Genomic DNA, 13,127 nt, shown 5'->3' on the forward strand with positions numbered 1-13,127 from the left:
GGACAATGATGAAAAACCTGGCGCGCAGTTTGACTCTGCTGACGGCTCTGCTGCTTGCCGGCCCCCAGGCATGGGCCATCGACATAGGCCCCATGACCGCCATCATGGAGCACGATGAAGAGTTCATCTCCCGCACCGTCACCAACAACGCCAGCACACCCAAGCTCTACGAGCTGGCGGCGTATCGCATCACCAGTCCGACAGCGGACGAGGCCATTCTACCCATGGCCCCTGGCGAACTGCTGTTCGCCCCCAAGCGGTTTGTGCTGCATCCGGACCAGCGGCAGCACGTCAAACTCTATTACAAGGGGCCCGGCGATCGGCAGGAGCGCTACTACAGGGTCGTTTTCACCGAGGTTCCGGTGGCGCAGGCCGGCACATCCGATAACGCAGGCAAGCGCAGTTCGGTCGAGATGACCATAGCGCTGCAATCCATTCTGGTGGTGAGGCCCCGCCAGGAGCGGTTCGAATATCGTCTCGATCAGGCGGCAGGCAGCATCACCAATACCGGCAACAGCTTCTTTGAGTTCATGGTGAAACAAGGGTGTGACCAGCCGGACAGCATGGCAGACAGCAAATATCTGCTACCCGGCGAGACCTATCGCAATCCCAAGATCAGCCAGTCTGGCAATCAGAAGCTGATCGTGCATCAGTCCCGTTTTGTACGGGTAGGCAAGGATTGCTGGCCGGACTAGCCGTTCGCGACCGGATGCCCGGGATTGGGCAATGCCCTGGCCATCAGGATGACAACGTGGCCAACCGGACGGCAAATCCCATGAAGAAGAGGCCGATGAGGCCATTGCCGAGGCGGGCGGCGGTTTGTCGCTGGCGGAAGAAGCGGGCCATCAGGGTGCCACCGAAGATCAGCAGGGTCAGATAGATGAAGCTCATGGCTTCCAGCATGCCCGCCAGTACCAGGTAGGAGAGCCAGGTGTGGGCATAGTTGAAATCGATGAACTGCACGAAGAAGGAGACGTAAAACAGGATCGCCTTGGGATTGGTGAGGCTCAGGGTCAGCGCCTTGGAGAAGTAACGCTCGTCCGGGTCCACCATCGACTCCTGCCCTTCCCGCTTGGCGATAAAATTGGCGTGCAGTATCTTCACCCCCAGATAGAGCAGGTAGATGGCGCCGAGGTAGCGCACCAGAGTAAACAGCAGGGGCGTGGTACGGATGAGAGAGGCCACCCCCAGGTAGGCGCAGAAGATCAGGATGGCATCACCGACGAAGACGCCGAGCGCCGCCCGATAACCGGGACCTACGCCACGGCTCGCGCCGGTGCGCAGCACATAAAGGGAGTTGGGGCCCGGCGCTATGATGATGAAAAAGAGACCGACCAGATAGGTCAAGACATTGACGACACCCAGACTCTCAAACATCTCCCACCTCGCCAGCAAACAAGAACAGGCAGGCAGCCCCGCCGGATAAAATAGTGAACTGCCACTCTATACCAATTTTCCTGCCGCCGGGAACAGGGCCGTCGCAGATCAGCAGTACTGGCCGGCCACCCAGCCGGAAGACCAGGCCCACTGGAAGTTATAGCCCCCGAGCCAGCCGGTCACGTCTACCACCTCGCCGATGAAGTAGAGACCGGGCACCTTGCGCACCTCCATGGTCTTGGAGGAGAGCTCGTTGGTATCCACGCCGCCCAGGGTCACCTCGGCGGTGCGATAACCTTCGGTGCCGTTCGGCAGTATCTGCCAATCCCCCAGCAGGGTGGCGATGGCCTCCAGCTCTCGCTCGTTGTACTGGCGCATCGGTTTGCTATTGAGCTGACCCAGCTCCACCAGCTTGTCGACGAAACGCTTGGGCAGCTCGCGACCCAGCACGGTTTTCAACTCCTGGGCAGGATGGGCCTGCGCCCATGCCTTGAGCGCCATAGGGATATCCAGCTCGGGCAGCAAGTTGATATGGATCTTCTCCCCCGCCAACCAGAAGGAGGAGATCTGCAGTATGACGGGGCCGGAGAGACCGCGATGGGTAAACAGCATGGCCTCTTTGAAGCGGGTGCCATCCTCGGCGGTTACCGCCACCGGCAGGCTGACGCCCGCCAGATCGGCAAAGGCCTCTTTCTCGGCTTGATGCAGGGTAAACGGCACCAGACCGGCGCGAGTAGGCAACACATTGAGGCCAAACTGCTCCGCCAGCTTGAAACCATAGGGAGTCGCGCCCAGCTTGGGCATGGAGAGGCCGCCAGTGGCTACCACCAGAGAGTGGCAGCTCACCTCCCCCTTGCTGGTACCGAGCACAAAGCCGGCCTCGGTCCTGGTGACCGACAGGATCTCGGTCTGGAACTGCAGGGTGACACCAGCCCAGTCACACTCGGTGAGCAGCACATCGACTATCTCCTTGGCACTCTCGTCACAGAACAGCTGGCCCAGGGTCTTCTCGTGGTAGTTGACCCCGTGCCTGTCCACCAGGTCGATGAAGTCCTGCTGGGTGTAGCGTGCCAGCGCCGATTTGCAGAAATGGGGATTGCCCGAGAGGAAGGCGTGGGGCGCCGCCTGATGGTTGGTGAAGTTGCAACGACCACCACCGCTGATGAGGATCTTGCGACCCGGCTTCTTGGCGTTGTCGAGCACCAGCACGGAGCGCCCGCGATAACCCGCCTGCTGGGCACACATCAAACCGGCCGCACCGGCCCCGATCACCACCACATCCACTTGCATCATCACTGCCCTACTCATCAGACGGCCAAACACGCGACCAAAAAACCACCGCAACGGCAACTCGTAAAAAACAAAAAAACGGCCCATAAAAAGAACCGTTATTGTACCTGCCAAGCACCACCGCAACGGCAACCCTTAAAAAACAAAAAACGGCCCATAAAGGGGCCGTTATTGTACTGGGTGAACACTAAGTGTCCACGACTATCAGGCGTTGCCATCCATGACGCTGGCGGGGGCACCCTTGGCCAGCTCGGCCAGCTCCTTGTCGATGAAGTAGAGACCCTTGCCATCTTCGCCCACCAGCGACAGACGGTCGACGATGCTCTTGAACAGCTTCTCCTCTTCATGCTGCTCGGCCACGTACCACTGCAGGAAGTTGAAGGTGGAGTAGTCCTGAGTGGTGAATGCCACGTGAGCCAAGCCATTGATGCATTGGGTGATGTGATATTCGTGTTCGAGGGTGTTACGGAAAATGTCGCCCAGGGATTTGAATTCGTGGGGAGGCGCATCGATGGCGCCCAGCATCGGCATGGCGCCGGTCTCGCTCACATAGGTGAACAGACGCTCCATGTGCTGGCGCTCCTCGACGGCGTGCTGACGCAGGAAGGTGGCGGCACCTTCGAAACCCTTGTCCTCACACCAGGCGCTCATCTGCAGGTAGAGATTGGAGGAATAGAATTCAAGATTAATCTGCTCGTTCAACTTCTCGATCATGGCTTTTGCCAACATGCTGATTCTCCACTGTGATTTGATCACGATTGTCGCCACTGTTTTAACACGAATCAACCAGATACGGCGGCCAAACTGCTCAGTTATGACCGTTTTTCGCCTCATCCTATCCCCCATACAGGTATAGAGAAGCAAAGAAACATGGTGTACGTGGATTCAGCCATTATGATGGCGCCAGTGGTCAGGGAAAGGATTCAATGAGATTCATAACGGCACTGGCACTGCTCTGGATAACCCAGTTGCAGGCCGCTCCCTCCTTGCTGGAAGAGGCTGAATTGCAGGCGGCGCGCGATCCCGTCGGCTATCTGCAACGCCTCGATGCCAACCCGCAGCAGGATATGGAGCTGTTTTATGCCAGAGCCCTGGCCCAGGCAGCCCTGGGTCACTATCCGCAGGCCCTGCTCGACAATGCCAGAGCCCGCGAGCTGGCCAGGGCCCAGCAGCAACCCCTGCGCCTGCTCGATTTTCAGTTGCAACAGGTTGCCCTGATCCTGGATACAGAGGCACCTGATAAAGCCCTCCGCCTGCTGGCCAGGCTCAAACCCGCCGTTATCGACCACCCAATGCAAGCATCTGAATGGCATGCCCTGAACGGGCTGGCACTCTATCGCACCCAGCAGTTGAAAGAGGCGATCGCCGAACTCAAGACTGCCTTTCGCCTCAAGCAATCCGTACGAGACAAACCGGTTGCCAGCCTGGACTCAGCCCGCCTCTTGATGACCCTGGGCAACCTCTATGCCGACCTGAGTCTGCCCAGAGAGGCGGAAACCTATTATCGGGAAGCCTTGCAGCAGATGGTGCAGCTGGACGAGCCAAACAGCCAGACCATCATCAAAGCCAACATGGCACGGCTCTACATAGACACGGATCGCCCCACCCAGGCCAGACAACTGCTCGACAGCCTGCTGGCTACGCCCCATCTGGCGCCGGATTACCGCGCCATCATCCTCGGCTATCAGGCCATGGCGCTCAACGCCCAGGGTGACTGGACGACAGCCCTGCGCAGTCTGGACGAAGCGCAGGCACTCTATCAGCAGTTGGGATATCAGGATGCGGGGGAACGCCTGCTCGAGACCCGGGTCAAGGCATTGCAGGGCCGGGGAGAGATACAGCTGGCGTTGCAACTGCTGACGTCCCAGGGCCACCCCAGCGCCGGCAGCAAGGCATTGCAAGCCAGCCTGCTGGCCCAGCAGGGCCGCTATCCGGAGGCTTATGAGGCCTTGTCCGCCTACATGAACGATTACAAGCAACACTTCAATCAGGCGCTGAGCCAGCATGCCGCCACCTTTCAGGCCGAGATGGATCTGGCCCGCAGCGAGGCCAACAACCGGGTGCTGCAAGAGGAGAACGAGCGCAAGCGCCAGCAGTTGCTGCATCAACAGAGCGCCCGCAACTACCAGCTGATGCTGGTCGGCCTGCTGGCTGGCGCCCTGCTCCTGCTCGGCATCACCACCCACAGGCTGCACCGCAGCTCACGCCACCTCTACAAGCTTGCCACCTTCGATCAACTGACGGAGTTGCCCAACCGCCGCGCCCTGCTGGAACGGCTTGCCATCCAGTGGCAGCAGGAAGACCCGCTCACCCTGATCATCATCGATATCGATCACTTCAAGCAGATCAATGACAGACACGGCCATCAGGCGGGTGATCGGGCCATCCAGCGGCTGGCACGGGAGCTGAGCGACTGGGCCCCGAACGCACAGCTGATAGGGCGTTGGGGAGGAGAGGAGTTTCTGGTGGCGGTACCACTGGCGGCAGAGGATTGCTGGCACCTGGCAGAGCAGTTACGCCTGAGGATTGCCCAGCTGGACACACCGCACATGACCATCAGCATCGGCATAGCGGGGCGTTCAGGGGCCGATGAGGGGCTTGGCCCGCTGATCCACCGCGCCGACATGGCTATGTATCAAGCCAAGCGCCAGGGCCGCAACCAGACCATATTGGCGACAACCCCTTCGGCGCAGGATGAACTGACCAGCAGCGTGGCCTGACGGTCAGTGAGCACGGCCACCCGCGCAGAATGAAACCAGGATAACTTGACCAGCCGGGCGGGATCAGGGCACCAGCTCGGTCAGGGACGCCACATCCACCGGCGCCCCATAGTCGACACCGGGCAGCTCAAAACCGTTGAGCTGCATGAAATCCTGCCGCAAGCCGGCAAAATCCCCCAGGGTATGGAAGTTGTCCGGCGTCACCTTTGACCAGAGTGTCGAGACGGCGGCCTGAATGGCCGGGTCCAGCTCGTGGTCATCCATCCGGATCAGCCGGTTGCCATCGGCCACCACGCCCTGCGGCCCATACATCTTGCTGGCAAACAGCCGCTGCATCTGCTCGATGCAGCCCTCGTGCACGCCACGCTCCTTCATCACCCCCATCAGCAAGCCGAGGTAAACCGGCAGCACAGGGATATAGGCGCTCGCCTTGGTCACCAGCGCCTTGCAGACCGACACCCAGGCGTGGCCGCCGATGTCGGCCAGTTGCAGGTTGATAGTCTCAGCGGTGGCGTGCAGATGCTCCTTGGCGTAGCCGATGGTGCCGTCCCGATAGAGGGGATAGGTGGATTCGGGGCCTATGTAGGAGTAGGCCACGGTCCGTGCGCCGGGGGCGAGGCAATCTGCCTGCTGCAACGCCTGCATCCAGAGCTGCCAGTCCTCGCCGCCCATGACGGTGACGGTGTCGCGGATCTCCTCCGGGGTGGCGGGCGCCAGGGATTGTTGCACCAGCTTGTCCTGCTCCAGATCCAGCCCCCAGCCGCTGAAAGGCTGGCCTGTGGTCTTGAGTGCGGAGCGCACCTGACGGCCATCCGGTAATACCCGGATACCGCTGGCCAGCGAGTAGATCACCAGATCCACCTGCCCCAGCTGCTGGCGAATGGTGTCGATGGCCTGCTGGCGCATCCCGTCGGAGAAGGCATCACCGATCAGGTTGACGGCGACGCGCCCCTCCTGCTCCGCCGCCTGCCGAAACCAGATATTGTTGTACCAGCCTGCGCTGCCGAACCCCTTGTCGGACGGGCCTCGCTCGAACGAGACGCCGACGGAATCGGCACCGGCCCCGAAGGTCAGCGCTATGCGGGAAGCCAGCCCGAAGCCAGAGGAGGCACCGAGCACCAGCACCCGCCTGGGCCCGTTGAAACTGCCCGCAGCCTTGACGCTGGATATCTGCTGCAACACGGCGGCCCGACAGCCGATGGGATGACAGTTGCGGGCAACGCAACCCTGGATCTGGGGATGAATGATCATGACGGGATCTCCAAAGGAACTGGCTACAGCATAACCAAGAAGTTGCGGATTACCTTGATGTCGGGCGGGATATGGGCAGTAAGGGGGCAGAAAAACAAGAGGGAGCGCGAGGCTCCCCAAAGCGGTATTCAGATGCTTTTTATTGTTTTGTGTTCATTGCGAAGCACGGGCACATCCTATGCCTGCCACCCTCGCCGGGCAAGTCGAGGGGTGTGACTCAGGTCAAACTCCTGTTCGATTTATAAACAATTTATGACGCATGACATAGAAGAAGCCCCATAAGAAACTCATTTAAATCCCAAAACTGTGTCGAGAACGCCATTTTAGTTTCATCAGACATTGGTATAGTGAACTCAGGATCAGTGAGGAGAATTCCCATGAATGGAACCTATTACCAACACATACTGGCCGCTATCGACCTGTCGGAAGATAACCGCAAGGTGATCGAGAAGGCGGTTGATCGGGCCCGTTCCAACGGCGCCAAGCTGTCCGTGATCCATGTGGACGTGGACCTCAAGGATCTCTACACCGAGATGATCGATATCGACATCGACAACGTGCAGGATCAGGTGATCGCCGAAGCGAAAGAGAAGCTGGAGACCTTCCTGGCCTCGGTGGACTACCCCATCGAGAAGAAGCTGGTGATCTGCGGTGATCTGAGCGAACGGGTCAACCAGGCGGTCAAGGATTACCAGATAGACCTGCTGGTGTGCGGCCATCGTCAAAGCTTCTGGAGCCTGCTTACCTCCAGCGCCCGTCAGCTGATGAATACGGTACCCTGCGACCTGCTGGTCGTTCCCTTGCAGAAGTGATCAAACTGGCGTAGTTTTATTTGCCATGAATATGACCATCTTCAATCACAACTACTGGTGGTGCTGCTTATAAACAGGCGGCACTGCTTTTCTATGTAAAATTTTCCAAAGAAAACACCGTGACTGCCGAGAGGCGGTCATTGTTTTTATCCCTTTGTCGCCTCCCGGCCCACCCCAACTGGAGAGAGTGACATGCACAACCCCATCATACTGACCGGCGACCGTCCCACCGGCAAACTGCACATAGGCCACTACGTCGGTTCACTGCGCCAGCGCGTCGAGGCCCAGCACCATTACCACCAATTCGTGATGATCGCTGATCTGCAGGCACTGACCGACAACGGCCACAACCCGGCCAAGGTGACCGACAACGTGCTGGAGGTGATGGCCGACTATCTGGCGGTCGGTCTCGACCCGGCCAAGACCACCTTCTGCCTGCAAAGCGCCCTGCCCGCCCTCGCCGAGCTCACCACCTATTACCTCAATCTGGTCAGCGTCGCCCGACTGGAGCGCAACCCTACCGTCAAGGCGGAGATCCAGCAGAAAGGGTTCGAGCGCAGCCTGCCGGCCGGTTTTCTCATTTATCCGGTCAGCCAGGCCGCCGACATCACAGCCTTTCGCGCCACCCATGTGCCTGTGGGTGAAGATCAGCTGCCCATGCTGGAGCAGACCAACGAGATAGTGCGCCGCTTCAACGCTCTGGTGGGTAAAGAGGTGCTGACAGAGTGCCAGCCGATCTTGAGCGACACCGGCCGTCTGCCCGGCATAGACGGCAAGGCCAAGATGTCCAAGTCCCTCGGCAACACCATAGAACTCGGCATGTCAGCGGAAGAGGTCAAGCAAGCTGTGTTCGCCATGTATACCGATCCCAATCACCTCAAGGTGAGCGACCCGGGTCAAGTGGAGGGCAATACGGTCTTCGCCTATCTGGATGCCTTCCATCCCGACAAGATGCTGGTGGCGGAGATGAAGGCCCATTACCAGCGCGGCGGGCTCGGCGACATGCGCTGCAAACAGGTGCTGAACGACTGCCTGCAAACCCTGCTCGCCCCCATGCGTGCGCGGCGCCAGGCGGCGATTGCCGACAAGCGGCAGCTACTGGCCCTGTTGCAGCAAGGTACCCAGCAGGCCCGTCTACTCACCGACGAGGTACTGGCGGAGGTAAAAAGTGCCATGGGGCTGGATTACTTCGCCGGGCTGGGTTGATCCGCACTGCGCTGGGCCACACTGCCCAGCGCATTCGCGCCATAGCGCTCGAAGGCAAGTCGGTGCAGCAACCCCTTGAACCAGCCAATGGCCTGGTCATGGGCGGTGAGCGGGTGGCCCGCCATCAGGTAGACGATGGGGATATCCGGGTTCAGCTGATGCAGGCGCAGCGGGTAGTAGCGGCAGAAGTGGCGCCCTATCATCTCGGGTACCACCACCAGATAGCGGCCGGTCGCCATCAGCGGCGGTACTGCCATAAAACTCGGCAGCCGCACCCCCAGCTCACGCTCAACCCCGAAACGGGCCAGCCAGAGATCCACCATGGCCTGACTGTGGCCCCAGCTGGAGGTATGGATATGAGGGCGGCTGACCAGTTCGGCAGGCCCCAGCACCTCGGGCAACTCACTGCCTAGCGGTGACAAACAGACCAGCGGGTTGTTGAACCAGGGCTCGCGCCACAGGCGGGGCGAGAAGTGATTGGCATCGGCGAACCCGATCACCAGATCCAGCTCCCCCTTCTCCAGCTCTCGCTCGTAGTCACTGTCTGCCAGCTCGCACACCTCCAGCCGGCAGTGTGGTGCCTGCCGGTGCAGCTGTTCCACCAGCGCCGGTACCAGACCGTGCTCCACCGAACCCGGGGTGGCGATGCGAAAGATCCGCCGCGCGCTGGCGGGATCGAACCCCTCCGCCTGCCGCAATCCCTGTTCCAGCATGGCCAGCGCCTGACGCACGGGTCCTGCCAGGGTCTTGGCTCGCTCGGTCGGCATCATTTCGCGCCGACTCATGACGAACAAGGGGTCATCCAGCGCCTGCCGCAACCGCCCCAGCGCGTGGCTGACGGTGGACTGGGAAAGGTGCAGACGCTCGGCGGCGCGGGTGACGTTTCGCTCCTGCATCAGCATGTCGAACACGATCAGCAAGTTGAGGTCGAGGCGGGAGAGAGGGAGTTCCATCGATATCTGCCATAGTTGAATGACGACAATTCATTTTTGGCATAGTAGCAGATTGCATAGAATGCGCTGGCGAATTACATCGGAGATTAACATGCGTAGCTATCTGTTGTTGCTGGCGATTGGCCTGTTGTGGGGCTCCCAGTTCATTTTCATGCATCAGGCCGTGACCGAGTTGCCCCCCATCATGGTGGCGGCCGGACGAGCCTTGTGCGGCAGCCTGACCCTGGGTCTGCTCTGCCTGTTCATGCGTCTCAAGAGCGAGCACACACCATGGCGCACTTACATGCTGATCGCCCTGCTCGATGCCACCCTGCCCTTCATCATGGTGGCCTGGGGTCAACAGTATGTGGATAGCGCCATCGCCGCCGTGGTAATGGGTTGTATCCCCTTTGTCACCATCTTGATGGCTCCCCTGTTGCTTTCCGGTGAAAAAATCACCAAGGGCGGTCTGGTCTCGGTGATCATCGGCTTCATCGGTGTGCTGGTGCTGTTCTGGCCGAAACTGGCCAACGGCATGAACGCCGGCCTGCTCGGCGCCGTGGCCATACTGTTCGGGGCCAGCTGCTTTGCCATCGGCCTGCTGATGATCAAGCGCTTCGCCAAGGACCACCCTGTGGTGGTGGCGCGCAACATACTGATCTCTTCGGCTATCCAGCTGATGCTGGCGGCCCCCTTCCTGACCGATCTGAGTGCGCTCACCATGCCGAGCCAGCATGCCATCAGCGCCGTTGTCGTGCTGGGTGTCTTCTGTACCGGTCTGGTCTACTTCCTCTACATGGCGCTGATCCAGAAGGCGGGCCCGACCTTTGCCTCCTTCAGCAACTATCTGGTGCCGCTGTTCGGCGTCATGCTGGGTGCCATGTTCCTCGGCGAGCAGATCCAGTCCACCACGGGTGTGGCACTGGCCCTGATCCTGGGCTCGGTCGCGCTGAACCAGTGGGCACAGCAACGCCGCGCACAGCGGGAGGCTGCCCTATGTCAGGCATCCTGACCACCTTGTGTGGTGGCCTGGTGCTGATTGCCGGCTGGCAATATCGCCACCGGCTGGCCGGCCTGCTCGGCCTGCTGATGGTGCTGCTGCCCTGGTTCTTCGACAGCAAGCTGCAAGCCATGCTGAGCTATGCGTTGCATGCCTGAATACCGATGCTGAATGTGTGACGAGAGTGTATCTCTCCTGTTTTTGGGACCGTTTTAAAAAAACCTCCGATTTGTCCCCTCTACCGGCGCTTTGCGCCGGTTTTTTTATTTCTGCATTTTCATGGTCTGGGATTGGACAGGTGCCCGACGTGAGGGTCATCTCAGGTAGCGATAACTGAGCCGCTCATTCTTGCGCGGGCCTGTGATCTCCCAGCTCAGCAGAAAACCGCTGTCGGTCTCTGTCAGCTCGGCACTGTAGTGATCCTGGCCACACAGGTGAGGCTCAGCCGTCAGCCAGCGGCCATCCCCTTGCGGCAACAGCTCGAACAATTCCACCGGCTGGGCATAACGCAGGTGCGATAGACGGATCCCCCGATCGCCGCGCTGCCACCAGAAGCGGTTGTGCATGGTCAGTACACGGCCATGGGGCGTGGTGTAACGGCCCGTCTCGGCGAACAGCCAGCCCCCCTGATGATCGGTCACCTCCACATCTCCCTCACCACGACCACACCAGTCAGTCGCGGAACCCGCACCATTGCTTGCCTCGAAGGCAAAGGCGCGGATCTGTGGCAACTGGTGCCATAAACGCTGGATCACAGCTTCCATCTCGGCCATCATAGCGCCCTCAAAATTGACAACTGACGATAAATCAAACACATGAACTATTTGATAGGGGTTACCCTGCTCTGGTCATTCTCCTTCAGCCTGATCGGGGTCTATCTCGCCGGCCAGGTGGATGCCTACTTCTCCGTGCTGACGCGTATCGTCCTCGCCAGTCTGGTGTTTCTGCCCTTCCTCAGACGCCGCTGGCTGCGGCCTGATTTCGCACTCAAGCTGATGGGACTCGGCGCCATCCAGCTCGGCATCATGTATCTGTTCTACTACCAGTCCTTCCTGCTGTTGACGGTGCCGGAAGTGCTGGTGTTCACCATCTTCACCCCCCTCTACGTCACCCTGCTGCACGACCTGCTGGAGCGCCGCTTAAAGCCTGTTTATCTGTGGGGCGCACTGCTGGCGGTGCTGGGGGCAGCCGTCATCCGCTTCGACGGGCTGACCGAAAGCTATGTACTGGGATTCCTGGTGGTGCAGGGTGCCAACCTCAGCTTCGCCATGGGACAAGTGGGCTACAAGGTACTGCTGGCACGGGAAGCACAGCAACCGCCACAGCAGGCGGTATTCGGCTGCTTCTATCTGGGAGCACTGGCTGTCGCCCTGCCCGCCTGGTGGTTGCTGGGCAAGCCGCAGTATCCGACTTCCGGTCTACAGTGGGGCATTTTGCTCTGGCTGGGGGTGGGAGCCTCCGGCCTCGGCTACTTCCTGTGGAACAAGGGCGCGACCAAGGTCAGCAGCGGTGTGCTGGCCATCATGAACAACGCCCTGATCCCGGCGGGCCTGCTGGTCAATCTGTTGATCTGGGGCAAGGATACCAATCTCGCCAGGCTGGCCATTGGCGGCCTGCTGATGCTGGCCTCCCTCTGGATCTGTCAGCGCGCCAGCGTGAGCAAGCATTAACCAACGACGGCATTGTGCTCCCGTCTGGCCTGACCGTGGCAGGTCGCCAGCCGGGCCAGCAAGTGATCGATATGCTCGCCGGCCTGGCTCTGCACCAGCCCGACACTGACGGTCACAGGCCGCTGCGGCAGCAGGCTGGCATCGGCGATCTCGAGGCGCAATCGCTCGGCAATCTCGAGGCCACTCAAGCGATCTGTCTGGGAGAGCATCAGGATGAAACCGTCCTGATCCCAGCGGGCGAAGGGATCTTCCCGTCGCAGCTCGTGGCGCACCATGCGCGCCAGCTTAGCCAGCATGGCATCGCAGGCCGCTTCGCCAAACAGTTGCTGGATCTTGGCACTGTGATCCACGGTGAACTGCAACAGGCTGAAGCTGCCGCTCTCGGTCGCCAGCCGCTCGTCGAGCAGCTGTTCGAAGTGGCTTCTGCTCTCCAGTCCGGTAAGGGGATCCGTGCCATGCCGCTCTTCCGCCACCGGCTGTGACTCGAGCAGGCGTACTACCCCCAACACCTGACCGTGAACATCGCGCCGGGCTCGCTCTTCCAGCCGAACATAATGACCGTCGTGATGCAGGATGCGGTACTCGAGCCGGATCTGGGGCACTCGCCCGCTCTGACAGGCAGCGAGAGCCTCCTGCAGCACAGCCACATCGTCGGGATGCACCCGGTCCAGCCAGCCGAGATCGTCCAGACCGGTTTCATTCAATCCCAGCAGACGCAGACAGGAGAGATCCCGCTGCACACCCTGTTGCGGGCTCCAGCCCCAGAGTCCCGCCTCCAGCAGAGCCATGGCATCCGCCATCAGCGTCGGATCAAACCGGGTGACCACTTCCCTCAGGGGAGCCTTGAGCATGTCCATCGAATGCCTCGA

At 60.3% G+C, this 13,127-nt stretch carries 14 protein-coding genes; 7 read left to right on the forward strand and 7 right to left on the reverse strand.

Features of this window, described 5'->3' with window-relative positions; genetic code table 11:
• Nucleotides 1-8: 8 nt before the first annotated feature.
• Nucleotides 9-695: a fimbria/pilus periplasmic chaperone gene (locus tag GWQ27_RS12275; RefSeq protein WP_275907521.1), complete on the forward strand. Its 687-nt coding sequence runs from the start codon at nt 9-11 to the stop codon at nt 693-695.
• Between the two features lie 43 nt (nt 696-738).
• Here GWQ27_RS12275 and leuE read toward each other — a convergent pair whose 3' ends face one another.
• The 3 genes from leuE to ftnA all read right to left on the reverse strand — a co-directional run bounded on the left by leuE (nt 739) and on the right by ftnA (nt 3,396).
• Nucleotides 739-1,377: a leucine efflux protein LeuE gene (leuE, locus tag GWQ27_RS12280; RefSeq protein ID WP_275907482.1), complete on the reverse strand. Its 639-nt coding sequence runs from the start codon at nt 1,375-1,377 to the stop codon at nt 739-741.
• Between the two features lie 108 nt (nt 1,378-1,485).
• Nucleotides 1,486-2,670, reverse strand: coding sequence for an NAD(P)/FAD-dependent oxidoreductase (locus tag GWQ27_RS12285; protein ID WP_234576923.1), 1,185 nt, complete (start codon nt 2,668-2,670; stop codon nt 1,486-1,488).
• 201 nt (nt 2,671-2,871) lie between these two features.
• A complete protein-coding gene (ftnA, locus tag GWQ27_RS12290) occupies nt 2,872-3,396 on the reverse strand; it encodes a non-heme ferritin (RefSeq protein ID WP_005319436.1) in 525 nt (174 codons plus the stop codon).
• A 197-nt stretch (nt 3,397-3,593) separates the two neighbouring features.
• On the opposite strand from ftnA, the gene GWQ27_RS12295 reads away from it, so the two are divergent.
• Nucleotides 3,594-5,387: a diguanylate cyclase gene (locus tag GWQ27_RS12295; RefSeq protein WP_275907483.1), complete on the forward strand. Its 1,794-nt coding sequence runs from the start codon at nt 3,594-3,596 to the stop codon at nt 5,385-5,387.
• A 63-nt stretch (nt 5,388-5,450) separates the two neighbouring features.
• Here GWQ27_RS12295 and fabV read toward each other — a convergent pair whose 3' ends face one another.
• A complete protein-coding gene (gene fabV / locus GWQ27_RS12300) occupies nt 5,451-6,638 on the reverse strand; it encodes an enoyl-ACP reductase FabV (protein WP_275907484.1) in 1,188 nt (395 codons plus the stop codon).
• Between the two features lie 377 nt (nt 6,639-7,015).
• Between fabV and GWQ27_RS12305 the strand changes: the two genes are divergently transcribed.
• Both GWQ27_RS12305 and trpS read left to right on the forward strand, forming a co-directional pair.
• Nucleotides 7,016-7,450, forward strand: a complete 435-nt coding sequence (locus tag GWQ27_RS12305; RefSeq protein ID WP_005319449.1) for a universal stress protein — start codon at nt 7,016-7,018, stop codon at nt 7,448-7,450.
• Nucleotides 7,451-7,642: 192 nt separating this feature from the next.
• On the forward strand, nt 7,643-8,656 hold the full coding sequence (gene trpS, locus GWQ27_RS12310; protein ID WP_275907485.1) for a tryptophan--tRNA ligase: 1,014 nt from the start codon (nt 7,643-7,645) through the stop codon (nt 8,654-8,656).
• On the opposite strand, the gene GWQ27_RS12315 is transcribed toward trpS, so the two are convergent.
• The gene (locus GWQ27_RS12315) at nt 8,635-9,609 is read right to left on the reverse strand and encodes a LysR family transcriptional regulator (protein WP_275907486.1); all 975 of its coding nucleotides are present in this window, start codon (nt 9,607-9,609) and stop codon (nt 8,635-8,637) included. The genes trpS and GWQ27_RS12315 overlap by 22 nt on opposite strands.
• 91 nt (nt 9,610-9,700) lie before the next feature.
• Here GWQ27_RS12315 and GWQ27_RS12320 point away from each other — a divergent pair, with 91 nt between their 5' ends.
• Nucleotides 9,701-10,600, forward strand: a complete 900-nt coding sequence (locus GWQ27_RS12320) for an EamA family transporter (protein WP_005319455.1) — start codon at nt 9,701-9,703, stop codon at nt 10,598-10,600.
• Nucleotides 10,585-10,746, forward strand: a complete 162-nt coding sequence (locus tag GWQ27_RS12325) for a hypothetical protein (protein WP_096119800.1) — start codon at nt 10,585-10,587, stop codon at nt 10,744-10,746. The genes GWQ27_RS12320 and GWQ27_RS12325 overlap by 16 nt, the downstream gene beginning before the upstream one ends.
• Before the next feature lie 156 nt (nt 10,747-10,902).
• Here GWQ27_RS12325 and GWQ27_RS12330 read toward each other — a convergent pair whose 3' ends face one another.
• Nucleotides 10,903-11,361, reverse strand: coding sequence for a DUF6314 family protein (locus GWQ27_RS12330; RefSeq protein ID WP_275907522.1), 459 nt, complete (start codon nt 11,359-11,361; stop codon nt 10,903-10,905).
• 42 nt (nt 11,362-11,403) lie between these two features.
• Between GWQ27_RS12330 and GWQ27_RS12335 the strand changes: the two genes are divergently transcribed.
• Entirely contained in the window at nt 11,404-12,258 is an 855-nt protein-coding gene (locus GWQ27_RS12335; protein WP_275907487.1) for a carboxylate/amino acid/amine transporter, read from the forward strand.
• Here the strand turns inward: GWQ27_RS12335 and GWQ27_RS12340 are convergent.
• Nucleotides 12,255-13,115: a sensor domain-containing diguanylate cyclase gene (locus tag GWQ27_RS12340; RefSeq protein WP_275907488.1), complete on the reverse strand. Its 861-nt coding sequence runs from the start codon at nt 13,113-13,115 to the stop codon at nt 12,255-12,257. The genes GWQ27_RS12335 and GWQ27_RS12340 overlap by 4 nt on opposite strands.
• Nucleotides 13,116-13,127: the final 12 nt, after the last annotated feature.

The organism is Aeromonas sp. 5HA1, assembly GCF_029237245.1.
Taxonomy (GTDB): Bacteria; Pseudomonadota; Gammaproteobacteria; order Enterobacterales; family Aeromonadaceae; genus Aeromonas; species Aeromonas salmonicida.